The 23,315-nt window shown below is 43.0% G+C and carries 20 protein-coding genes; 11 read left to right on the top strand and 9 right to left on the bottom strand.

What is annotated here, in order from left to right; genetic code table 11:
* Positions 1-8: 8 nt before the first annotated feature.
* The gene (locus tag GL182_RS21950) at positions 9-1,046 is read left to right on the top strand and encodes an ABC transporter ATP-binding protein (RefSeq protein WP_163381949.1); all 1,038 of its coding nucleotides are present in this window, start codon (positions 9-11) and stop codon (positions 1,044-1,046) included.
* Between the two features lie 178 nt (positions 1,047-1,224).
* Positions 1,225-2,454 (top strand): redoxin domain-containing protein, encoded by a 1,230-nt coding sequence (locus GL182_RS21945; RefSeq protein ID WP_240469925.1) that lies wholly within the window; start codon positions 1,225-1,227, stop codon positions 2,452-2,454.
* 64 nt (positions 2,455-2,518) lie between these two features.
* Here the strand turns inward: GL182_RS21945 and GL182_RS21940 are convergent, their stop codons facing one another.
* Genes GL182_RS21940 through GL182_RS21930 form a run of 3 tightly spaced genes read right to left on the bottom strand, consistent with a single transcriptional unit; the run spans position 2,519 to position 5,688 of the window.
* Positions 2,519-4,051, bottom strand: a complete 1,533-nt coding sequence (locus tag GL182_RS21940) for a magnesium chelatase (RefSeq protein WP_163381948.1) — start codon at positions 4,049-4,051, stop codon at positions 2,519-2,521.
* Positions 4,052-4,054: 3 nt separating this feature from the next.
* Entirely contained in the window at positions 4,055-5,155 is a 1,101-nt protein-coding gene (locus GL182_RS21935) for a vWA domain-containing protein (RefSeq protein WP_163381947.1), read from the bottom strand.
* A 53-nt stretch (positions 5,156-5,208) separates the two neighbouring features.
* Positions 5,209-5,688: a GNAT family N-acetyltransferase gene (locus GL182_RS21930; protein WP_163381946.1), complete on the bottom strand. Its 480-nt coding sequence runs from the start codon at positions 5,686-5,688 to the stop codon at positions 5,209-5,211.
* Between the two features lie 129 nt (positions 5,689-5,817).
* Here GL182_RS21930 and GL182_RS21925 point away from each other — a divergent pair, with 129 nt between their 5' ends.
* Positions 5,818-6,594, top strand: a complete 777-nt coding sequence (locus GL182_RS21925; protein WP_163381945.1) for a type III pantothenate kinase — start codon at positions 5,818-5,820, stop codon at positions 6,592-6,594.
* A 95-nt stretch (positions 6,595-6,689) separates the two neighbouring features.
* Entirely contained in the window at positions 6,690-7,061 is a 372-nt protein-coding gene (locus GL182_RS21920; RefSeq protein WP_163381944.1) for a DUF805 domain-containing protein, read from the top strand.
* 23 nt (positions 7,062-7,084) lie between these two features.
* Here GL182_RS21920 and GL182_RS21915 read toward each other — a convergent pair whose 3' ends face one another.
* From GL182_RS21915 to GL182_RS21905, 3 genes are all read right to left on the bottom strand, one after another.
* Complete coding sequence (locus tag GL182_RS21915; protein WP_163381943.1) at positions 7,085-8,656, bottom strand: ribonuclease E/G; 1,572 nt, start codon at positions 8,654-8,656, stop codon at positions 7,085-7,087.
* 180 nt (positions 8,657-8,836) lie between these two features.
* Positions 8,837-9,658 (bottom strand): tetratricopeptide repeat protein, encoded by an 822-nt coding sequence (locus GL182_RS21910; RefSeq protein ID WP_163381942.1) that lies wholly within the window; start codon positions 9,656-9,658, stop codon positions 8,837-8,839.
* Positions 9,659-9,678: 20 nt separating this feature from the next.
* Positions 9,679-9,987: an HU family DNA-binding protein gene (locus GL182_RS21905; protein ID WP_163381941.1), complete on the bottom strand. Its 309-nt coding sequence runs from the start codon at positions 9,985-9,987 to the stop codon at positions 9,679-9,681.
* Positions 9,988-10,149: 162 nt separating this feature from the next.
* Here GL182_RS21905 and mutY point away from each other — a divergent pair, with 162 nt between their 5' ends.
* From mutY to GL182_RS21875, 6 genes are all read left to right on the top strand, one after another.
* Positions 10,150-11,232 carry an A/G-specific adenine glycosylase gene (gene mutY / locus GL182_RS21900; RefSeq protein WP_163381940.1) on the top strand — a complete coding sequence of 361 codons (1,083 nt, stop codon included), beginning with the start codon at positions 10,150-10,152 and terminating at the stop codon, positions 11,230-11,232.
* A 52-nt stretch (positions 11,233-11,284) separates the two neighbouring features.
* Complete coding sequence (ssb, locus tag GL182_RS21895) at positions 11,285-11,749, top strand: single-stranded DNA-binding protein (RefSeq protein WP_163381939.1); 465 nt, start codon at positions 11,285-11,287, stop codon at positions 11,747-11,749.
* 57 nt (positions 11,750-11,806) lie between these two features.
* A complete protein-coding gene (gene gldE, locus GL182_RS21890) occupies positions 11,807-13,156 on the top strand; it encodes a gliding motility-associated protein GldE (RefSeq protein WP_163381938.1) in 1,350 nt (449 codons plus the stop codon).
* 364 nt (positions 13,157-13,520) lie between these two features.
* Positions 13,521-18,014 (top strand): glutamate synthase large subunit, encoded by a 4,494-nt coding sequence (gltB, locus tag GL182_RS21885; RefSeq protein WP_163381937.1) that lies wholly within the window; start codon positions 13,521-13,523, stop codon positions 18,012-18,014.
* Position 18,015: 1 nt separating this feature from the next.
* A complete protein-coding gene (locus GL182_RS21880; protein ID WP_163381936.1) occupies positions 18,016-19,491 on the top strand; it encodes a glutamate synthase subunit beta in 1,476 nt (491 codons plus the stop codon).
* An 81-nt stretch (positions 19,492-19,572) separates the two neighbouring features.
* Positions 19,573-19,725: a hypothetical protein gene (locus tag GL182_RS21875; protein ID WP_163381935.1), complete on the top strand. Its 153-nt coding sequence runs from the start codon at positions 19,573-19,575 to the stop codon at positions 19,723-19,725.
* A 158-nt stretch (positions 19,726-19,883) separates the two neighbouring features.
* Here the strand turns inward: GL182_RS21875 and GL182_RS21870 are convergent, their stop codons facing one another.
* From GL182_RS21870 to GL182_RS21860, 3 genes are all read right to left on the bottom strand, one after another.
* Positions 19,884-20,483, bottom strand: a complete 600-nt coding sequence (locus GL182_RS21870; RefSeq protein WP_163381934.1) for a TIGR04282 family arsenosugar biosynthesis glycosyltransferase — start codon at positions 20,481-20,483, stop codon at positions 19,884-19,886.
* A 115-nt stretch (positions 20,484-20,598) separates the two neighbouring features.
* On the bottom strand, positions 20,599-21,012 hold the full coding sequence (locus GL182_RS21865; protein WP_163381933.1) for a DUF4890 domain-containing protein: 414 nt from the start codon (positions 21,010-21,012) through the stop codon (positions 20,599-20,601).
* Positions 21,013-21,101: 89 nt separating this feature from the next.
* A complete protein-coding gene (locus tag GL182_RS21860) occupies positions 21,102-22,427 on the bottom strand; it encodes an NAD(P)/FAD-dependent oxidoreductase (protein WP_163381932.1) in 1,326 nt (441 codons plus the stop codon).
* Positions 22,428-22,597: 170 nt separating this feature from the next.
* Here GL182_RS21860 and GL182_RS21855 point away from each other — a divergent pair, with 170 nt between their 5' ends.
* Positions 22,598-23,305 carry a YebC/PmpR family DNA-binding transcriptional regulator gene (locus GL182_RS21855; RefSeq protein ID WP_163381931.1) on the top strand — a complete coding sequence of 236 codons (708 nt, stop codon included), beginning with the start codon at positions 22,598-22,600 and terminating at the stop codon, positions 23,303-23,305.
* Positions 23,306-23,315: the final 10 nt, after the last annotated feature.

The raw sequence follows: 23,315 nt of genomic DNA, 5'->3' as shown, positions 1-23,315 counted from the left end.
ATTTTTGAATGAGTATACTCAGGCTGCAAGGCATAGATAAACAATATTCTACAACTGAAGATTATGCGGTAAAAAATATTTCCTTCCAGGTAAAGCAGGGGGAGATCCTGGCACTGGTGGGGGCAAGTGGATCAGGTAAAACCACCCTACTCAGGTTGATTTCCGGGCTGGAGCATCCGGATAGTGGAAGCATTATTTTATCCGATAAAATATTGGTGAAAAATAGCCGATCTGTTCCGGCAAATGAAAGGAAGGTGGGTATGGTTTTTCAGGATTATGCCCTTTTTCCCCACTTGAATATCCTCGAAAACGTAACATTTGGCATCAGAGATCCCAAAAATGATGCAGATAAGTTGGCCCGGGAAACCCTGCACCTGGTAGGCCTTTCAGAAAACTTCGCCAAGTACCCGCATCAGCTTTCTGGTGGTCAGCAACAGCGGGTAGCACTGGCCAGAGCCCTGGCACCAAACCCGACTATATTGCTTTTGGACGAGCCGTTTAGCAACCTGGATGCCATGCTGAAGGATCAGGTCAGGGAGGAAATGAGACAAATCATTAAACGAACGGGAATAACTGCCATTTTTGTTACCCACGATACCAGAGATGCTTTGTCTACAGCGGATCGGGTAGCCATTCTTCATAAAGGTCACCTGCAGCAATTGGATACGCCCAGAAATTTATACGAGTCCCCTGCAAATTCCTATGTAGCCAACTTTTTTGGACGAAGAAATCAAATTTTGGCCACTGCTACTGAAGATGGTTTCTATACCCCTTTTGGTTTTATCGCAGACGAAAGATCCAGGGGGTTTCAGAATAAAGTAAGGATACTTTTTCGCCCTGAGGAAATAAAGTTTAAAAAAAGCTTGAAGCAGGCATTGATTGGAATAGTACTCCATTGCGCCTATTTCGGCGATCACCAAATGGTAAAGTTGAGTGACGAGGCTGGTAGGTGTATTTATGTGAGGGCCAGCCCAACCCGACATTTCATCATTGGAAGCAGTGTATTTTTTACCATCAGGTCCTTTAAAGCTGAAGAAGCTTATTAGTGCTTTTTCCTGAAAGTAACTTTGTTATAGGCCATCAGGCATGCGTGAAATTATGGGCTGGAACAAAATTTCCATGGATCGTGGCTCAGCGTTAAAACACTACCGGTTTTATTTTGATGTTTTTATTGATTAAATTTAATTCCGTTCAAAATGGATTTTAATTTAAACCTATGCCGAAATGACCTATTTCAAATCCCTGACACAATTGACGCAATATTTCACCTGCGCCTTTATGGTTTCCATGTGCTTTGCCTGTGGGGCTGAGAAAAATACATCATCAGAGGAAAATGAAGCAGCTGCTACCACTGAGGCTTCTTTTTTCACTCCAAATCCAAAGGTAGTGGAAGAGAAGCCGGTGACTACACTGGCTATTGGGGAGGAGGCTCCTGATTTTAGATTGCCGGGAGTGGATGGTAAGTACCACGAATTGTCCGACTATGATGACAAGGAGATATTGGTAATAAATTTCACCTGCAACCACTGCCCCACTGCTCAGGCCTATGAAGAGAGGTTTAACGAGTTGGTAAGCACTTACAGCGATCAGGGCGTGCAGTTCATTGCCATCTCTCCCAATTCACCCATTGCGGTACTTCCTGAAGAGCTTGGTTATACCGACCTGAACGATGATTTTGAAAGCATGAAAGTCAGAGCAAAGGAAATGGATTATGATTTCCCGTACCTCTATGATGGGGATGAGCATCATTTTTCAACAGCCTATGGCCCTACGGCGACACCACATATTTTTGTTTTTGATAAAAACCGAAAATTGACCTATCAGGGCAGAATAGATGCCTCCGAAAAACCCGGAACGGGACAGGCAGAAGATGCCAGATATGCCATTGAACAAACTTTGAAAGGAGAAGCCCTGGCGGAAGACAAAGCCACTACCCCGGCCTTTGGTTGCTCTATCAAATGGGCATGGAAAAATGAATATACCCTTAAAGTCAATGAAGATTGGAAGAAAAAGCCCGTAGAACTGAATAAAATCAACCTGGAAGATTTGGAGAAATTGTTGCAGAATGACACTGAGCAATTGCGTTTGGTAAATTTTTGGGCTACCTGGTGTGGTCCTTGTATAGTCGAATACCCTGAGTTTATTGAAATCCAACGAATGTATGGAGACAGGGATTTTGAATTTGTATCGGTAAGCCTGGACAATCCGGAATCCGCCGATAAGGCGTTAAAGTTTCTTGAGAAAAAATATTCAGCTACCACCAATTACCTGGTCGATACAGATGACAAGTATGCTGTCATTGATGTGGTCCAAAATGATTGGGATGGTAGTCTTCCACTGACCTTATTGATAGAACCGGGTGGAAAGGTGCATTATAAGGTTCCGGGAACCATCAGTCCCCTGGCCCTTAAAAAAACCATCGTTGATCATCCCATGATTGGAAGGTATTATTGATGAATAATGGAAAAAGGGAAGCCAAACATGGGCTTCCCTTTTTTTGGTAAATGGTGCGTTGTCATCAATTGAAATCTTCCTCCTCATCTTCATCTAGCCCTGGTGAGCCGAGATCGAACATGCTGCTGAAAAGATCCTTAAACTGCATTCCTGTGTCCAGCAACTTTTTACTTAATTGACTGTATTCTGCCAGGCCATGCAAGGCAAATTCCATGTAGAATTCTTTTTCTTTTTCTGGCAGCATTTCCACAAATTGAGTGGTTATCTTTTCCAATCCGGGGACATCATGAAGGGCTTTTTTATAGGCTTTGTCGCTGTGGGAAGCCAAAATATCCAGGGTGTTGCCTTCGCCAAACCAGGACAACGGCAAAACATAGGGGTTGCCTTCTTTCTCCTTATCTTTTTTCTTTTGTTCGGGGGATGGGAAATATTGTACAAATAGATTTCTTATGGCTTTTCCGATCAGGTTGTAGGCCACCAATCCGGCGCCTTCCTGTTCCCCTTCATACACCAGCTCCACCTTACCGGTAATGGCCGGGATTACCCCTATAAGGTCCACAATCCTGACCATGGTGTTGTTTTCACCATTGAGGTAAAGCCTTCTTTCAGCTGCAGAAATCAGGTTTTCATAGGCCGATATGGTTAGCCTGGCAGATACGCCACTTTTTTCGTCTACATATTCACTTTCCCGGGCTTCTACCGCAATCTGCTCGATCAGGTCCTTCATGAGTTCAGGAACATGGATTTTTTCCAAAGGCCTGCCCTTCAGTCTGGCTTCTTGTTCAGTAATTTTCCTGCCCACCTCAATACTTTTCGGATAGTGGGTGATGATTTGGCTTTCTATCCTGTCCTTAAGTGGTGTGACAATGCTTCCGCGGTTGGTATAGTCTTCCGGATTAGCTGTAAAAACAAATTGGATGTCCAGCGGCAACCTGAGTTTGAATCCCCGGATCTGAATATCCCCTTCCTGAAGGATATTGAATAAAGCTACCTGAATCCTGGCCTGCAAATCGGGCAGCTCATTGATCACGAATATTGAGCGGTGGGACCGGGGAACCAAACCAAAATGGATGACCCTTTCGTCATTGTAGGAAAGTTTCATCGTGGCTGCTTTGATGGGGTCCACATCTCCGATTAAATCGGCTACGGAAACATCCGGGGTGGCCAGTTTTTCAGTGTACCGGTCTTCTTTAGCCCACCAGGTAATGGGTGTATCGTCTCCTTTTTCCGCAATCAACTGTCTGGCAAAAGTGGAGATGGGCATTAGCGGATCATCATTCAGTTCCGCACCTTTTACTACGGGGACATAATCATCCAGGAGCAGGGTCATCATTCTGGCAATCCTGGTTTTGGCCTGTCCTCTCAGACCGAGCAGATTGATGTTATGTCTGGACAAAATGGCCCGTTCTATGTCAGGGATTACCGTATCCTCATATCCCCAAATGCCCTCAAAAACGTTTTCTTTGTTTTTTATTTTTTTAATCAGGTTACTTCTGAGTTCTTCTTTGATGGTTTTCCAGGAATAGCCAGCGGCCTTCAGCTGTCCTAAAGTTTTTATTTTCAGTATTTCTTTGTTGGTCATTTTTGTGTATTCCATGCTTTAAAAACGTTTGGTTCGGTTTCTCCTGTAATCTTCGAAAATCAAATGACCCAGGCCTTTAAGGTTACTGTAATAGGCATTTCCATTATTGACAGTAGTAAATTCCTTAACAAATTCTTTGAGATAAGGGTCTGAAGCAATCATAAAAGTGGTAACAGGAATTTTCAATTTTCTACATTGGGCAGCCAGCTTCAGGGTTTCTTTGAGGATTTTACTATCTATTCCAAAGCTATTTTTATAATATTTGATGCCCACCTTCAGACAGGTGGGTTTTCCATCCGTGATCATAAAAATCTGCTTATTGGGATTTTTTCTTCTCCTTAACAGGTCCATGGCCAATTCCAAACCGGCCACTGTATTGGTATGATAAGGGCCTACTTGGAGGTAGGGTAAGTCTTTTATTTCAATTTGCCAGGCATCATTTCCAAACACAATGATATCCAGCGTGTCTTTGGGATAACGCGTTTTGATCAATTCTGCCAAAGCCATGGCTACTTTTTTGGCGGGAGTAATCCGGTCTTCGCCATAGAGGATCATGGAGTGGGAAATGTCTATCATCAATACCGTAGATGTCTGGGTACGCATTTCGCTCTCCACTACTTCCAGATCCTCTTCTGTCAAGAGATAGTCTCCTGAAAAACCATGATTGGCTTGGGCATTTCGCAAGGACTCTGTCAGGGCAATTTGATCCAGGTTATCACCGAACTGAAAAGGCCTGCGGTCGGAACCCCTTTCCTCCCCGGGCCCCGTATGGGTGGTTTTGTGCTGCCCCCCTTTTCCCTTTTTTAACTTTCCAAAAATTTCTTCCAGGGCACTTTTCCGGATCGTCTGTTCAGATTTTCCAGTTATTTTTAGTTCGCCCTTGCCCTGTTTTTCATCCAGATAGCCCTTACTTTTCAAATCTTCAATAAAATCACCAATGCCGTAACCGGGTTTGGTCATGTTATAGCGCTTATCCAGATTGGTAAGCCAGCTGAGGGCCTCTGCTACATCTCCCCCTGTCATGGTGATCAGCTGGAGAAATATATCCAACAGCTGTTCGAAGGAATTTTTATCCGGATCTTTTTGAGGAACGAATTTGGTGAATCTGAAACCTTTCATACCTATACAACAAGAATTAAGCTCCTTGGGTTTTAACTTTTCCAAATACCTTTTCAGGATTGGATGAGGGAGGCGATTTCATCTGCCTGAAGGTGACAATTGAGCCATTCTTCTTCAAAGCTGGCCCCATATTTTTCGTAAAACTTAATGGCCGGTTCATTCCAATCCAAAACCTGCCACATCATACCCGTACAATTTTCTTCCAGGGATTTGGCCAAAACCTTTTCAAAAAGCAGTTTGCCCGCTCCTTTTCCCCTTTCCTTCTCAGTGATGATATAATCTTCCAGGTAAAGCCTTTTCCCTTTCCAGGTACTGTACCGGTAATAAAAAATAGCCGTACCGATGATGGATTGATCTTCCTCCCTTACTACTACGAAAAATCCGAAAACAGGATGAGGACCAAAACCATCAGTTTCCATCATTTGAACGGTATTGGTAACTTCTTCCGGAGCTTTCTCATACAGGGCCAGCTCTTTTATCAGGTTAAAAACCGCAGGCAGGTCCTCTTTTTTTCCTTCTCTAACAGTGTACATGATTTGAAATTAATAAAAATGAACCACTTTACCCGTTATATGGTAAGACATTCAAAAAAATAAATGTTTACCTCCAGCAAGGGAAATGCTTATCAGTTTTTTATATTCGAAAACGAATGCTTTTAGACCATGTTTTTATCCGTAGACGCAGGAAATTCAAATATCGTTTTTGGTATCTATGAGGAAAGCAGCAATGCCTGGCTTCATGAGCTGCGAATAGAGACTTCTAAAAAACTATCCATCCTGCAATTGGAAAAATCCCTGGGTGTTTTTTTTCTGGAAAAGGGCCTGGATCCGGAAAGCATAAGGGAGATTGGTTTGAGTACGGTAGTTCCCGATTTAAAGCCTGTCTTAATGCGCTGTTGCAGCAATTTCTTCGGTCGGCAGCCTTATATCCTCGATGGAGGCAGTTACGGAAAGCTCCGGGTCAGTACGGCTAATCCGGAAGAAATCGGGACTGACCTGATGGCCAATATTACGGCCGCTTACGACATCTTTGGACAAGCCTGTATCATTGTAGATTTTGGTACAGCCCTCACTTTTAGTATTGTAGATGATAGGGGCCAGGTTATTGGAATTAATATTGTGCCGGGTCTCAGGAAAGCTGTCAATGCTTTGTTTACCGGTACGGCCAGGCTCCCAAAAGTTAGCCTGGAAATGCCGGAATCAGTATTGGGAAAGGATACTGTTCACGCTATTCAGGCCGGGATATTCTATGGATACACGGGATTGGTTAAAGGAATGCTGTCATCCATCACCGCAGAAACTCAAATGAATTTTAAAGTCATTGCTACCGGAGGCTTGTCTGCGGTAATGCAGCACCTGGAAGGTGCCTTTGACCTGGTGGACATGCAGCTTACATTAAAAGGAATATATCAGATTACGAGAATGAACCGGAGCAAATAATGACTTTTGGCAAACTTTAAGGGTTTGAATTTGGAAATTATTATGGAAAGGTTTAGTTTAATTTTTTCCATTTTCAAAATTTAAAACCAGTAACCATGAATCCCCAACCACAACCCTTTGATTATTACCTGGATGTTTTAAAAAATAAATATGCCCAATTCAATGGTCGGGCCAGAAGACGTGAATATTGGTACTTCGTATTGTTCAATCTTTTGATTAGTATAGGTTTAGGTATTGTAGGCACTTTTGTGGACAGCAACTTCCTCAGTATGATCTACAATCTGGCAGTATTTGTTCCCGGGATCGCAGCGGCGGTACGGAGGCTTCATGATACAGGAAGATCAGGATTATGGATCCTGATAGGGCTTATACCGGTGCTGGGATTGATTGTGCTTATCGTATTTATGGTCGAAGACAGCAAACCGGATAACCAGTACGGTCCCAATCCAAAAGCAGCGGTTTTATAGTTTTAAAATAAAAAAAGCGGGTCTTATTCAGACTCGCTTTTAACAATTACTTCTATAGGTTCTCCTGAATTATCCAGGAATTTGTACTCCGTCACCGGTAGTGAAGAATCTTTTATCAGACTGATCCATTTGTAATATTTAAAAAACCAATGTACCCTTTTAGAAATGATGCCATGCGTAAAGTAGGCATACAAATAGGGATGCAAGGCTATTTTAATCTTTGATTCGTTTTGGTGTGTTGCAAGATGTTCTAAATCTTTTTCCAATTTGTCAGCCACCAAAATGGAAGCCTGAATTTTTCCGGTTCCATTACAGGAGGGGCAGGTCTCTTTGGTAACGATGTTCATTTCGGGTCTGACTCGCTGTCGGGTGATTTGCATCAATCCGAATTTGGTAAGCGGAAGCACCGTATTTTTGGAGCGATCATCTCGCATGGCTTCCTTCATCGCTTCGAAAATCGCCCGTTTATTTTCGGCTTTTTTCATGTCGATAAAATCGATAACGATGATGCCCCCCATATCGCGAAGCCTCAATTGTCTTGCAATTTCTTTTACAGCCACTAAATTTGTTTTCAGGCCTGTATTCTCCTGATCACTTTCCTGGTTGGACTTGTTGCCACTATTTACGTCCACCACATGTAGGGCTTCGGTATGCTCAATAATGAGGTAACCGCCCTGAGGCAGACTGACTGCAGATCCAAACAGGCTTTTGATCTGTTTTTCAATACCAAAACTTTCAAAGAGCTTTGCTTTTCCGTTGAAAAGCTTAACAATTTTTTCTTTTTCTGGAGCAATGGATCTTATATAAGATCGCATCTGATCGTAGATTACTTCGTCTTCTACTGTGATTGCGTCGAAAGATTCGTTGAGCAGGTCTCTTATGATGGAAGAGGCCAGACTCATTTCTCCGATGATTTTGTCTTTTACCTTGGCTTTTTGAAGCTTACTCATTCCTTCTTCCCAGGCCTCCAGGAGGTTTCTGAGGTCTTTATCCAGTTCTGTGACAGATTGTCCTTCTGCCACTGTTCGGATGATAACCCCGAAATTTACGGGTTTGATGGATGTGATAAGCCTGGCTAATCTCCTTCTTTCCTCAGCACTTCGTATTTTTTTGGATACGTTGACTGTGTCAGAAAAAGGAACCAAAACCAGGTATCGACCAGCAAGGGAGAGCTCACAGGATAATCGCGGGCCTTTGGTTGAAATCGGTTCTTTGACCACCTGAACCAGGACCTGATTGTTTTTAGACAATACCTGGGAGATCTTACCCAGCTTGTCTATTTCAGGTTCATTTTCAAAACCTTTCAGGTTTAATTCCTTTCGGTTTTTATTCCGGATTAGTTTTACCAGCTTGTTTAGGCTGTTTACCCGGGGGCCAAGATCTTGATAGTGTAAAAAAGCGTCTTTTTCAAAACCAACGTCTATAAATGCGGCATTTAAGCCATTGACGATTTTTTTTACTGTGCCAAGATAAATATCTCCAACCTTAAACTTGTTGTCTTCTTCTTCTACGTGAAGCTCAATCAAGCTTTTGTTTTTCAACAAGGCAATGCGACTACCATTTTGAGAGGAATCAATTAATAATTCTGAACTCAAATTGTGTCTCTGTTATATAAAATAAAAGAACGTGTTAAATGATTCAAAGAAGTAACATTACTTCTTCTTGTGTCTGTTTTTTCTCAATCTTTTCTTACGCTTGTGCGTAGCAATCTTATGTCTCTTCCTTTTTTTACCGCAAGGCATAATTTTATGGTTTAAAGTTTAACAATATTTTAACTATAATCTATCTAAATAATTTTCTATTCCAGAAAGGATCTGCGGATCATCCGTTTTTTCCTTTAAGGACTGCAGTTGTTCCCGGGCCCTCTTTTTTTGGTTGGACTCAAACAAACTCACTCCCAAATAAAATTGACCCTGAATGTTGTCAGGGTGACTGGCGACCAATTGATCAAAACGTTCCACAGCCCTTTTGTACTGCCCACTTTGCATGGAAAGGATTCCCATGTTAAACAGCGCTTCTTCATTATCCGGGTCTTCTTCAAGTATTTCCCTGAGCATGGTTATCCCCTGCATGGGATTCGAAGTAGACACGTAGGTCATGGCAATTTTAGTTTTCAGGTCAAGCCTTTCAGGCTGGTCTTCCAGAACTTTTCCCAGGTATTGCCTGGCTTTATCCGCCAACCTTCTGGTTTTGTTATCATCCATGGAAAAGCCAAAAGCTTCGTAATAAGTATTTCCGGCTTTTTCCCAGTTTTCTATATTTGGAGCCTTTTCAGCAATTAAGCTATAGTAGTAGGCGGCACTATCAATTTTACCACCGTTTTCATAAACTTTAGCGATGGAATCTGCAAATATAACAAAATTTTCGTCATCAGGTTCACCATCCATTTCTGCCATGAGATTTTCGATGACCTCCAGGTCACGCGCTTCCAGGGAACTGTTGTGTGAATCTTCTTCGGTGCTAAAATCAGATCCCAAACCACTTCCGCCTTCAGCAAGGGGCTGTTCCTCATTGTCTACGACTACCATGGGCAATCTGTAAAGCAGATAAGTAAGTAGCAATCCTGCCAGCACGAAAATAATTTGGGATCTTTTCATAGGTTTAAATTTCCAGGTAATTACTCCTGGGGAGCCAATTCTTTAACACTTTGGCTGTTCTTGATTTTTTCAATAAAAGATTTGGAAGGCTTAAAAGCTGGAACATAGTGCTCATCTATGACGATAGCTGTGTTTTTGGAGATGTTTCTCGCTATCTTTTTAGCCCTTTTTTTGTTGATAAAACTGCCAAAACCTCTGACATAAATGTTATCTCCTTCTGCCATTGAATCCTTTACAACTTTAAAGAACGCTTCAACGGTTTGTGTAACATCGTCCTTTTGAATTCCTGTCTTCTCTGAAATCTTTGTGATTACCTCTGCTTTAGTCACTGTCTTTAAATTTTATTGTGTAATTCAATAGAGGCTTAACCTCCTATTAACCAAGTAATTTTGGGAGTGCAAATTTACAATAACCATTCCAATTAAAAAATAAAATCAATAAAATTAGCTTGTTTTGCTAAATTAAAATCAATTCACCAAGATTTAATAATTTTGAATTTTAACCATTTCACTGAAAAACTTCTTCGTTGGTATCCCATTCATCGTCGGGATTTGCCTTGGAGAGCCACAAGGGATCCATATATCATTTGGTTGTCTGAAATTATTTTGCAACAGACAAGGGTGGCGCAAGGCTTGCCCTATTTTTATGCATTTGTAGAAAAATTTCCCACCGTGACACAATTAGCCACAGCTCCCGAGGATGAAATCCTGCGGACCTGGCAGGGGCTGGGTTATTACAGCAGGGCACGAAACCTCCACGCTTGTGCGCAGGAGATCGTCAACAAATGGGAAGGCCAATTTCCAGACAAGTACGATAAGCTTTTAGAGCTTAAAGGAGTGGGTCCGTACACCGCAGCAGCTATTGCTTCCTTTTCCTACCGGGAGCCGGTAGCGGTAGTCGATGGAAATGTTTACCGGGTGCTTTCACGGGTTTTTGGTATGGCTCATGATATAGGCTCCCATGCCGGCAAAAAAGCATTTGAAAGCCTGGCCAACCAAATTATACCTCAGGGACAACCGGACCATTACAACCAGGCTATCATGGAATTTGGTGCCCTGCAATGTGTACCCAAAAATCCAGACTGCCCTGGATGCCCGCTGATGGAAAATTGCTTTGCCTGGCAAAACGACCTGGTGTCGAAATTGCCGGTAAAAGTGAAAAAAGTCAAGGTGAGATCGCGGTATTTTATCTATTACCACATTCAGGTGGGCGAATTTACAGTAATCAACAGGAGGGGTGCCAATGATATCTGGCAGGGCCTGGTGGATTTTCCAATGGAAGAATGTCAGTCCAAAGATGAAATCCAATCCCTGCAACCTGAAAATCTGACACTATTCAATGAACTTTCCCCACTTGGACCGGTTTTTGGTGAAATTGATGAGAAACCATTAAAGCACATTCTTACCCATCAGAGAATTTTTGCTTCCTTTGTAAAAATTTCTTTTAGGTCCAGCCAAAAAGAAGCATTGGAATCATGGGCCAGGAGTAAAGACTATGCACTGGCGGACGAAGATAGACTGGAAGGAATGGGCAAGCCGAAATTGATCCTTAGGTATTTGAATCAAAAAAAATAATTGATTACTTTTATTAAGCTTTCTATATCAACAAAAATCCAAAAATATAATCATGGCAGGAGTTAACAAAGTTATTTTGATAGGTAACCTGGGGGCGGACCCTGAAGTCAAGCACCTTGAAGGAGACAAAGTAGTGGCCAACCTCCGGCTAGCGACTACGGAAGCTTACAAAGACCGATCCGGTAACCGGGTAGAAAATACAGAATGGCATGATCTGGAACTTTGGGATGGGCAGGCCAGGGTGGCCGAGCAATACCTGAAGAAGGGAAGCCAAATCTATGTAGAAGGAAAAATCAAGTCGGATACCTGGCAGGATGACCAGGGAAATAATCGGAAAAAGATTAGAATCAGGGTGTTGAGTTTCACCATGCTGGGATCCAGAAATGCAGCTCAGGATGAGGGCCCGTCAGGTATGGAAAATTCGGCTGGAAATTCAGGTGGGGGAAACCGAAACCAGGTCGCCTCAGGGCCCGCTGTTGATAGTGAGGAGGATGGAACAGATGATTTACCTTTTTAATAAGAAAGGGTTCCGGTTTAAATCCTTAGCTTTGCAGAAAATAAGATTAATGTATTAATGGACGACCCCTACCCGAGTTTGCTGCTGTTGGCCGATATTTTGGCTGTTTCACCGGTTTACCTGGTAGCCAATGCGATTTTGTTTATCGTATTATTGGTTTTATCAGCCTTGGTCTCCGGATCTGAAGTAGCATTTTTTTCCCTGGATCACGAAGATGTAGAATCGATCCAGGAGATGTCGGATGAGCGTTCAGGAAAGGTTATTGCCCTGATCGAAAACCCCCAGAAGTTATTGAGTACCATCTTGATTCTCAATAACCTGATCAATATCAGTATTGTCACCTTAACTACTTTTTTCACCTGGACCGTATTCGGAACAGATACTTCGGGAATCATCATTATTCTGTTTCAAACCATTGGTGTCACCTTTGCTATTGTTTTTGTAGGTGAGATTATACCAAAAGTTTATGCCAATTCCGCCCGGGTGGCATTCTCCAGGCTTACGGGAAGTTTTATTTATTATTTTTCAATAATACTGAGCCCCCTTTCTTACCTGCTGATGGCCATGAGTAATGTGATCGAAAAACGCATAGAAAGAAGGGGATATTCGCTTTCTGTGGATGAATTGCATCAGGCATTGGAAATGACTTCAGTGGACACCAGTAACAGTGAAAGGGATATCCTTAAAGGGATCGTAAATTTTGGCACATTATCCGTAAAGCAGGTAATGAAATCCCGGATGGATCTGACAGCCGTAGATCTGGAGATGGATTTTCACGAATTAATGGACAAGATTAATAAAAGTGGCTATTCGAGGATTCCGGTGTATGAGGATACCATTGACCATATCAAAGGAATACTTTATATCAAAGACCTTTTAGAACACATTGAAAAGGATGAGCATTTTGAATGGCAGCATCTGATCAGAAAGGGGTATTTTATACCAGAAAATAAAAAGCTGGCAGATTTGCTTAAAAATTTTAAAAACAAGCGGGTTCACATGGCCATCGTTGTAGATGAATATGGTGGCACCTCAGGCCTGGTTACATTGGAAGACCTGATCGAGGAAATAATTGGGGATATCAATGACGAGTTTGATGAAGTGGAGGAATACCTGTTTAAAAAGCTCGATGACAGGACCTATATATTTGAGGGGAAGATTTCTTTAAACGATTTTTGCAAGAAGCTGGAATTGGATATTCAACTGTTTGATGAAGTAAAAGGGGAAAGTGAATCCCTTGGAGGCTTATTGCTTGAGCTTAATTCCAACCTTCCCAAAAACGGAACCAAGATCAGGTTCGAGAATTTTGAATTTACCATTATGGCAGTGGATACCAGGAAAATTAAGAAGGTTAAAGTGGTGATGGACGAGCCTTTAGATAAAAACATTCCGGATCAGGCAGATTGAATTGGCTTGGTGGATCGGACTATTATAAGATTGAATTTAATTTTTGTCGGAGAGGTTTATTTTTCTAATTTTTTTTCGTAGTTTTAAAATTGCGTAATTCAAACGTAAAGGTTTAAACTGGGAGGTAGTCTTTATCAAAATCGGTGTTAATTTAAGCCAAAAAATTCAATATTAACATAAAAAAAGCGTAAACAGCTTAAAAATTAAGGGTAAACTCTTATTCTCTAAATCATAATTTTTTATTTAGTTTTCAACTATTATTTCATTTTTGTATTACCTTTATTGTCTTGAATTTAAAAAATGAAAAATTTATTATGAATTTTTCAAACTGAATTCAGTACCAATTACAAATAAATATAATAGAATGAATCAAGGATTATATCGTTCACAATTCGAACATGATGCCTGCGGAATTGGGGCTGTTGTTAACGTGAAAGGGCAGAAAAGCCATGAGACGATAAGTGATGCTTTGCTGATGTTGAGCAATATGGAACACAGGGGAGGAAGAGGAAGTGATCCCAAGACCGGCGATGGTGCAGGTATTTTGATCCAACTTCCCCATATTTTCCTGAAAGAAATCACTTTAAGGCTTGGTTTTGAGTTGCCTGAGGAGGGAAGCTATGGCGTAGGCATGGTTTTTTTTCCCAGAAATAAACAGTTATATAAGAAAAGTAAAGCAAGTTTAAATTCGATAATAAAGGATTTGGGATTCGAGCTCCTGGGCTACAGGGCCGTTCCAACCGATGAAACCATTCCCGGATCAGGGGCTCTGGAAGTGATGCCCAACATAGAACAGGTTTTTGTTCGTCATTCCAATAACCTTTCTGGTCTGGATCTGGAAAGGAAATTATATGTATTGAGAAACTATGCCACCAGAATCATCAATGCCACTATTCCCGGCGTGAATGATGCCTTCTACTTTGCGAGTTTCAGTAGCCAGACCGTAATCTATAAAGGTCAGCTGAGAACAGATCAGGTGTTGACTTTCTACAAAGACTTGCAAAACAATAAATTAACCTCTGCGATTGCATTGGTGCATTCCAGGTTTTCTACCAATACTTTTCCCAATTGGCGGCTTGCCCAGCCATTCAGGTTTCTTTCTCATAATGGTGAAATCAACACCATTAGGGGTAACCTGAATAAAATGCGGTCCAAAGAGACCCTGATGAAGACAGGCCTTTTTACTGATGAGGAACTTCAGATGCTGATGCCGATCACCAATGCCAAGCATTCGGATTCAGCCAATCTGGATGCCATGGTGGAATTACTTACCTTAAGTGGAAGAAGCTTGCCCCATGTCATGATGATGTTGGTTCCGGAGGCCTGGCAGGACAACAAAACCATGGGTAAAAAGAAGAAGGCCTTCTATAAATTCCATGCTTCCCTGGTGGAGCCCTGGGATGGACCCGCTGCCCTGCTTTTTACCGATGGAAAATCTCTCGGAGCCACTTTGGACCGAAATGGATTGCGTCCCTTGAGGTATTTTGTCACTTCCGATGACCGGTTGATCCTATCATCGGAGGCTGGTGCTTTGCCCATTCGCGATGCTACCATCGTAGAGAAAGGAAGGGTAAGCCCTGGCAGAATGCTTCTGGCTGATTTGGCCAAAGGTAAGGTAGCATTTGATGAGGAAGTAAAAGAAGAAGTTTGCAACCGCAAGCCCTATGATGCCTGGATCAGGAAGGAAAGGCTAAAATTAAGGTTGATTCCTTCACCTGATAAACTGTCTTTTCCATACAGTACGGAAGAGATCAGAAAAAGACAGACCATATTCGGGTACAGTCAGGAAGACCTCAAGGTGTTGCTGGCACCAATGGCTGATACTGCCTATGAGCCCATTGGCTCCATGGGCGCAGATACTCCATTGGCCGTTTTGTCCAAGCAAAGTCAGCACATATCAAATTATTTTAAGCAACTTTTTGCCCAGGTAAGTAATCCTCCTATTGATCCCATTAGGGAAAGATTGGTCATGTCTTTGTTTACCAGGATTGGTGAGAGTTATAATATTTTGGAAGAAAGTCCCACCCATACCCGTCAAATCCATATTTCACAACCGGTTCTGCTCAATGAAGACCTGGAAAAATTAAGAAATCTGGAAAACAAGGGTTACCGGGCCGTGACATTGCCCTCTCATTTTGTAGCTGACCGCCAGCCGGGTCGTTTGCTGGAAGCCCTGAACAAATTATGTCAGGAAGCAGAAAATGCCATTAAGGAAGGTAAGAATATACTCATTATCTCGGATAGGAATTGCCAGTCATCGACTGCTCCCATTCCTTCGTTGTTAGCGGTCGGTGCAGTTCACCATCACCTGGTAAATCAAAAAATCCGTACGAAAGCAGGCATAGTAGTAGAAGCCGGAGACATTCGGGAGACCCATCATTTTGCGACAGTCATTGGGTATGGTGCCAGTGCCATCAATCCATATCTTGCCCTGGAAACCCTGCTTTATCTCAATGATAATGAGATGCTTTCCAAAAAGATCCCTCAGAAAAAATTGTTTGAAAATTACAAGGAGGCCATCGGGAAGGGCTTGTTGAAGGTGTTGTCCAAAATGGGTATCAGCACCCTGCAGTCCTACCAGAGTGCACAGATATTTGAAGCCATCGGACTGGGCCCTGAAGTAATAGAAAGGTGTTTCAAAGGAACCGTTAGCCGAATCAGCGGTGTTTCTTTTGATGAGTTGGCAGATGAAGTGTTGGTAAGACACCATGCCGCTTATGAGACCGAAAGCCCATTATTGGAAGCGGGTGGCATTTACCAATGGAAAAGAAGAGGGGAAAAACACCTGTTTAACCCTGAGACCATACACCTGTTGCAAAAGTCTACCCGACTGGGAGATTTTTACCTGTATAAAAAGTTTGCCCAAAAGATCAACGATCAGACCAAGGATGCCTTGACACTGAGAGGCCTTTTGGAGTTTAAGAAAAGGATATCCATACCCTTGGATGAGGTAGAGCCTGCAGAAGAGATCATGAAGCGTTTTGCTACCGGTGCCATGTCCTTTGGCTCCATTTCTCATGAAGCACATTCTACTTTGGCCATAGCCATGAACCGGATTGGAGCCAAGAGCAATAGCGGAGAAGGTGGAGAAGACGAAATCAGGTTTGAGAAAAAACCTAATGGGGATTGGGAAAGGTCAGCAATCAAACAAGTGGCTTCAGGAAGGTTTGGAGTGACCAGTAATTACCTGACCAATGCCTCTGAATTACAGATCAAGATGGCTCAGGGGGCCAAGCCGGGTGAAGGCGGGCAACTTCCCGGACACAAGGTAGATGACTGGATTGGAAGAGTGAGGCATTCTACCCCCGGGGTAGGCTTGATTTCCCCGCCTCCTCACCATGATATTTATTCCATTGAAGACCTGGCACAACTTATTTATGACCTGAAAAATGCCAATAGGAAGGCCAGAATCAATGTGAAACTGGTTTCTCAGGCTGGGGTGGGGACCGTAGCAGCAGGAGTGGCCAAAGCCCAATCAGATGTGATCCTTATTTCCGGTGCGGATGGAGGAACAGGAGCTTCGCCTCTGAGTTCCATCAGGCATGCCGGTTTGCCCTGGGAGCTGGGGCTTTCAGAGGCGCATCAGACCCTGGTAAAAAATAATTTGAGAAGCAGGGTGACCCTGCAGACAGACGGACAGCTAAGAACAGGTAGGGACCTGGCCATTGCAGCCCTATTGGGAGCAGAGGAATGGGGCATTTCTACCGGTGCCCTGGTGGTGGAAGGCTGTATCATGATGAGAAAATGTCATCTCAATACCTGTCCTGTGGGTATCGCTACCCAGAATCCGGAACTTAGGAAATTGTTTACAGGAGACCCGGATCATGTGGTCAACTATTTCCGTTTTCTTGCTGAGGACCTTAGAGAAATCATGGCATCCCTCGGCTTTAGAACCGTCAATGAAATGGTGGGTCAAAGTGATGTACTCAAGGCGGCCAATGGCCAAATGAACCATTGGAAATGGGAAAAACTGGACCTGAGTCCTATTTTTCATAAAGTAGAGGTGCCTGACCATGTTGGGATTTATAAGCAGATTGATCAGGATTTCAGGTTGAAAAAGGTTCTGGACAGAAAGCTGATCCAGGTAGCCACACCTGCTTTGGAACAAGCCAATCCCGTCAGGGGAAGTTTTGAAATCAAAAACGTGGACAGAACCGTAGGAGCCATGCTCTCCAATGAAGTGTCCAAGTTTTTTGGAAGCCCGGGACTGCCGGATAATACCATTCATTTTAAATTCAAGGGATCTGCCGGCCAGACTTTCGGTGGCTTCCTGGCCAAAGGAATAACCTTTGAACTGGAAGGCGAAGCAAATGACTACTTTGGTAAGGGATTATCTGGAGGGAAGCTTGTCATTTTCCCCAACCGTAACGCCAACTTTATCGCAGAAGACAACATCATTATCGGCAACGTAGCCTTTTATGGAGCCACCTCCGGTAAGGCTTTTATTAAAGGAAAAGCAGGGGAGCGTTTCTGTGTAAGAAACTCAGGCGTTGAAGCTGTTGTTGAAGGTATTGGAGATCATGGTTGCGAATACATGACCGGTGGTCTTGCTATCATCCTAGGTGAAATCGGCAGAAACTTTGCGGCCGGTATGAGTGGTGGTATTGCCTATATTTTCAAAGAAAATCTGGGTAATATCAATAAAGAAATGGTAGATATAGATCCGCTTAATGAAGATGATTTTGCAACCATAAAAACTTCACTTCAAGATCATGTGGATTTGACCTCCAGTAATATTGGAAGCAGGATATTGGAAGATTGGGAAAACAGCAAGCAGCGGTTTGTCAAAGTCATTCCTAGAGACTACAAGGAGGTACTGAGAAAAAGAGCATTGGAAAATTCAAAAACATTAGTATAAGATGGCGGATAAGGAAGGTTTCTTAAAATATAAAAGACAGCTGGAAAGCTCAAGATCCCCAAAGGAGAGAAAACACGATTACAAAGAGATTTATAAACCTTTGGATCCTAAGGTGCTGAACCAACAGGCAGCACGGTGTATGGACTGTGGCATACCATTTTGTCATAATGGATGCCCTTTGGGGAATGTGATACCAGATTTTAATGATGCGGTTTACCATAAGGAATGGGAATTGGCATACCAGATACTCAGGGGTACCAATAATTTCCCCGAATTTACCGGAAGGATTTGTCCTGCCCCCTGTGAGGCAAGTTGTGTCCTGGGGATTAATAAAGATCCGGTAGCCATAGAGTTGATAGAGAAAAGTATTGCCGAAAAAGCATTCGAACTCAACCTGGTCAAACCCAAAATTCCAGCCCATAGGACAGGTAAAAAAGTCGCCGTGATCGGTTCCGGTCCAGCAGGACTGGCCGCAGCGGATCAACTAAACCAGGCAGGTCACGAGGTGACACTCTTCGAAAAGGACAAGGAAGTCGGAGGCCTCTTACGCTATGGAATTCCCGATTTCAAATTGGAAAAATGGGTCATCGACCGCAGGGTGGATGTGATGAATGAGGAAGGCGTGATTTTCAGCAAGGATACCGAGGTGGGATTCAATATCAAAGCGGACAATATCCTGCAAAATTACGATGCCGTAGTCCTTTCTACAGGTGCCCAGCATCCCAGAGACCTTAAAATCAATAACCGGGATGCCAAAGGAGTTCACTTTGCCATGGAATTTCTGGGAAGGCAAAATCAGGTGATTTCCGGCGAATTAGAAGAAAACCCGATAAGTGCAAAGGACAAGCACGTAATCGTCATAGGTGGTGGAGATACTGGAAGCGATTGCATAGGTACTTCCAATAGACATGGGGCGGCATCTGTCACCCAATTGGAACTGCTGCCAAAACCTCCTCAATCCAGAACTACCCTAAACCCCTGGCCGGAATGGCCCATGACCCTGAGAACGTCCAGTTCTCATGAGGAAGGGGCAGACAGGGTATGGTCTGTGCTAACCAAGGAATTTACCAAAGATGATAAAGGAAATGTCACTGGCCTTACCGTGGTGGAAATAGAATGGAAGGAAGAAAACGGAAGAATGCAGTTCTTTGAAGTGGAGGGAACCCAAAAAACCCTGCCGTGTGACCTCGCTTTGCTGGCGATAGGTTACCTGGGCCCAAAATCCGGCCTGCTGGAAGCCTTTGATGTGGATTTGTTGGAGAATGGTCTTCCCAAATCAAAAAATTACCAAAGTTCTGTTCCCAAAGTATTCCTTGCGGGAGACATGCGAAGGGGACAATCTCTGGTGGTATGGGCTATAGCAGAAGGAAGGGAATGTGCCGTGGAAGTGGATAAATTCCTCAGTGGAGGTAAATCCTCCCTGGCCAGAAGGGATCAATCCTTCTATTCTTATGAGGAAAGTGAAGCCGAAGCCTGAAAATATATATTCAGATTTTATGAAAAGAATAAAAAAGACAGTTTGAGAAAGCTGTCTTTTTTAATGTCGAATTAAAAAAAAATGAATAAATCTATACTAACCTTAATCCTGATCGGATTTGTTTATTCGGCAGGCCTGTGTCAGAGCCTGGATAAAATTACGGTAAAGACCAAAAACCCATCGAAAGTAGCCACTTACCATGTCCTGGAAGATCAAACGACCAAACATGGATGAGGAGGCACTGAGAGTGATCGGTTTGATGCCTGACGAGTGGGTTCCGCTAAAGATTAATGGAGTAGCTATGGATAGTTTGGTACTTCTGTATATCGCTTTTAAAAAGGGGTAGTGATTTAACTGTTATGGGCCGTGGCATTTCTCTTGCCTGTTTCCGGTTAAAACTGTTCCAGCTTATCCTTCAATTTTCCTAAATCCTCATACCGGTCCACGTCGTTGAGCATCTCGAGCAGCTGGGAGGACATTCCTGCATCTGCTGCATTTTTCAGGGTAGCACGAAGTACCGATTCTGAACTCCAGGCAATTCCCCGGAACAAATTGGGGCTGAATTCCCGCATGCCCAATAAATAATACCCTCCATCCCGGGCCGGACCGATGACCACATCATTCTTTTTAATGGCAGTAAATGCCTCTTGCAGGTGTTTGCTCTTCAGCTCATAACAATCCGTTCCGATTATCAGGACCTGATCAAAACCTTTTTCGAATACTTCCTGAAATGCCTGGCTCATCTTATCCCCCAGGTCCTTACCTTTTTGGGGATGGAAGAAATAGTCCTGTTTTGGATAATCATGGCTGTCAATGGGACCCTGGTAGAAGACAAAAATGGCCGCATTGACATCCTGAAGTTGCTGGTGGGTATGCCTTATCAGGAAGGCATAGATATTTGCGGCTTTTTCTGCCCCAATGCTTTCGGCCAACCTTGTTTTTACCTTTCCTGGTTCCGGGTATTTTTGAAATACGATGATGGCTTTTTTCATAATCGCCTTAAAGTAACCTAAAATATGTTAAGGCAAAAAAAAACCGGGGTCATTGACCGCCGGCATTTTATCCATTAATTAAACCCAAAAATAGATTGCATTCAATCTATAATCTTTAGCCGGGTCTATTGGCTCCGCGAGCACCCCGGTTCATCATTCTTTTGCCAGGACCTTTGCGACCCTCCTTTATATTTTGGCGGTTTTCTTCCCGCATGGTTTCCCATTTTTCTTTCTGTTCAGGACTGAGTATGCCTGCAATTTTGGCTTCCCGGGCCTCTCTTTCCACTTTCATGGCTTCTCTTCTGGCTTCCATTTCTGTTTTCCTTTTCTGAGCTTGTTCCAGGTGCAAAGCATGGATTTCTTTTTGCTGTTCTTCATTTAAATCCAACTTTTCGGTCATCCTTTCGGTCATTCTTTCGGCATGTTTTTCAGGTGAAAAATCCCTGCCACGCTCCCCTCGCTCACTTTGCGCATGTGTCTGAATGAGAGTAGCCATTATTACTGCGGAAATCACTATTAACTTTTTCATCGTCTATCTAATAATTGGTTTATATAGCTTAGACACTGACGGGCTGCGAGGGTTTAATGGCATAGATGTTAACAAACGTTAAATTGGATTTATTTTTTTCCTACTTCCACCAATTTTTCCCTGTCTTTGGGTTTTACATAGGTAGGGCGGATCAGCAAGCGCAATGAAGGGTCGAAGGAAAGGTAATTCCACGCCCAGTCCAAAAAAATAAAAATCCGGTTTTTTACCCCCACAATGGCCATCAGGTGTACAAAAAGCCAGGTCAACCAAGCCAATATGCCCTGAAATTTAATGAAAGGCAATTCCACCACGGCCAACCTTCGGCCCACCGTGGCCATGCTTCCCAGGTCTTTATAGGTAAAAGGTTTAAGGGCCCCTCCATTGGATTGGATCAGGAAATTATGGGCAAGATTTTTAGCCTGCTGTATGGCCACCTGAGCTACCTGCGGATGACCTTTGGGGAAATTATCGGTCATTTGCAGGCAGAGGTCTCCGAGGGCATAGATGCGCTCACTGCCTTGTAACTTGTTGAAAGGATCAACCAATAAACGGCCATTTTTGAAGGTTTGCTGGTCTGTTAACCCTTCAATACCATTGGGTTTGATGCCTGCTGCCCAAAGCAGTGTTTGTGTTTTTATGGCTGTCTGCCCGTTAATGATCACATTTAAACCGTCATAATCTTCCACAGCAGTTTCCAACATGACAACTACCTTTAGGTTTTCCAGGTATTCTTTGGCTTTATTACCTGAGGTGGCAGACATGCCGGGTAGTAAACGGTCTCCGGCTTCCATCAGGACCACTTTCATGTTCTTAAAGTTGAGCTGAGGATAGTCTTTGGGAAATACTTCATTGCGCAACTCTGCCATGGCCCCTGCCAGCTCAACACCGGTAGGACCACCACCTACTATTACCACATTCATCAGGGCTTTTCTATCTTCCAGTTCGGTAATATTTATGGCCCGTTCATAATTGGATATGATTTTATTTCGGATGAATAAAGCTTCAGATACCGATTTCATGGGGATGCTGTTTTCCATGATGTTTAACAGGCCGAAGTAATTGGTATCTGCACCCATAGCCAAAACCAGGAAGTCGTAATCCAAATAACCAATATTCGTATACAAGCGATTTTGGTTTTGGTCAATTTTTTTTGCTTCGGCGAGCCTAAAGGTTACATTTGGGGTGTTATGGAAGATCTTTCTTAAGGGAAAGGATATGGCACTGGGCTCCAAACCTGCGGTAGCTACCTGATAAAAAAGGGGTTGAAATTGGTGGTAATTGTTCTTATCCAATAAGATTACCTGAAAAGCTTTGTTCTTTAAAATCCTGGCTAACTTCAAACCTGCAAAACCCGCCCCAATAACAACGATTCTTGGATAGGGTGATTCAGGGAGATTTGGTATCGGTTCTTGCATGGCGCTGAGTTGAATTGGGATACTTATTGCATTCTTAAACGAAACAATTGGTTTAGAGTTCGGGAATTGTAAGGAAATGAAATGATTTTCCGGGAAAAGTTCTTTGTTGGCTTTAATGATAGTGCTATTCAAATTTTTAATTATTTTTACAAACCTGAAATAAAAAATATATGGGAAGAGCATTTGAATTTAGAAAAGAAAGAAAATTCAAAAGATGGAGTCAGATGTCCAAGGTTTTTACCCGTCTGGGTAAAGAGATCGTAATGGCTGTGAAAGCAGGAGGGCCTGATCCCGCCAACAACGCCAAATTAAGGACGGTGATTCAAAATGCCAAGGGGGCTTCCATGCCCAAGGATAGAATTGAAGCTGCGATCGCCAGGGCAAGCAATAAAGATGAAAAAGATTATGAAGAGGTCGTATATGAGGGTTATGGTCCTCATGGTATAGCGGTGATCGTAGAGACCTCCACCGATAATATCAACCGGACGGTGGCCAATATCAGGCATTATTTTACCAAAGCCGGGGGCTCCCTGGGTACGACTGGATCTGTGAGCTTTATGTTTGAAAGGAAAGCGGTGTTTCGTTTTGCAAAAGGGGATTGGGATTTGGAAGAGCTGGAATTGGAATTGATAGATTTTGGCCTGGAAGACATTGACGAAAACGAAGGAGAAATCTTCGTATATACTGCCTTTGAAGATTTTGGTAACATGCAAAAAGCGCTGGAAGACAAAGGCATAGAAACGATTAGTGCAGACATGCAACGCTTTCCCATGTCTACCACAGAAATAGCACCCGAACAGGAAGAGGACATCAATAAAATGATAGAGCGGATAGAGGAGGATGACGATGTCAATCAGGTGTACCACAACATGGCCTAAAAACATTAAT

The organism is Cyclobacterium sp. SYSU L10401 (genome assembly GCF_010993705.1).
Lineage (GTDB): Bacteria > Bacteroidota > Bacteroidia > Cytophagales > Cyclobacteriaceae > Cyclobacterium.
Note: the sequence above shows the minus strand (reverse complement) of the source record. Positions and strands in the feature narration are given on the sequence as shown.

Bases quoted from the DNA above. Each gene is read 5' to 3' on its own strand.
- GL182_RS21870 (WP_163381934.1), bottom strand. From the start codon at position 20,483: ATGAAAAAAGCCATCATCGTATTTCAAAAATACCCGGAACCAGGAAAG.
- GL182_RS21935 (WP_163381947.1), bottom strand. From the start codon at position 5,155: ATGAAAGGTTTCAGATTCACCAAATTCGTTCCTCAAAAAGATCCGGAT.
- GL182_RS21925 (WP_163381945.1), top strand. From the start codon at position 5,818: ATGTTTTTATCCGTAGACGCAGGAAATTCAAATATCGTTTTTGGTATC.
- GL182_RS21910 (WP_163381942.1), bottom strand. From the start codon at position 9,658: ATGAAAAGATCCCAAATTATTTTCGTGCTGGCAGGATTGCTACTTACT.
- gltB (WP_163381937.1), top strand. From the start codon at position 13,521: ATGAATCAAGGATTATATCGTTCACAATTCGAACATGATGCCTGCGGA.
- GL182_RS21945 (WP_240469925.1), top strand. From the start codon at position 1,225: ATGACCTATTTCAAATCCCTGACACAATTGACGCAATATTTCACCTGC.
- GL182_RS21880 (WP_163381936.1), top strand. From the start codon at position 18,016: ATGGCGGATAAGGAAGGTTTCTTAAAATATAAAAGACAGCTGGAAAGC.
- GL182_RS21855 (WP_163381931.1), top strand. From the start codon at position 22,598: ATGGGAAGAGCATTTGAATTTAGAAAAGAAAGAAAATTCAAAAGATGG.
- GL182_RS21930 (WP_163381946.1), bottom strand. From the start codon at position 5,688: ATGTACACTGTTAGAGAAGGAAAAAAAGAGGACCTGCCTGCGGTTTTT.
- GL182_RS21875 (WP_163381935.1), top strand. From the start codon at position 19,573: ATGAATAAATCTATACTAACCTTAATCCTGATCGGATTTGTTTATTCG.
- GL182_RS21860 (WP_163381932.1), bottom strand. From the start codon at position 22,427: ATGCAAGAACCGATACCAAATCTCCCTGAATCACCCTATCCAAGAATC.
- GL182_RS21920 (WP_163381944.1), top strand. From the start codon at position 6,690: ATGAATCCCCAACCACAACCCTTTGATTATTACCTGGATGTTTTAAAA.
- gldE (WP_163381938.1), top strand. From the start codon at position 11,807: ATGGACGACCCCTACCCGAGTTTGCTGCTGTTGGCCGATATTTTGGCT.
- GL182_RS21940 (WP_163381948.1), bottom strand. From the start codon at position 4,051: ATGGAATACACAAAAATGACCAACAAAGAAATACTGAAAATAAAAACT.
- ssb (WP_163381939.1), top strand. From the start codon at position 11,285: ATGGCAGGAGTTAACAAAGTTATTTTGATAGGTAACCTGGGGGCGGAC.
- GL182_RS21865 (WP_163381933.1), bottom strand. From the start codon at position 21,012: ATGAAAAAGTTAATAGTGATTTCCGCAGTAATAATGGCTACTCTCATT.
- GL182_RS21950 (WP_163381949.1), top strand. From the start codon at position 9: ATGAGTATACTCAGGCTGCAAGGCATAGATAAACAATATTCTACAACT.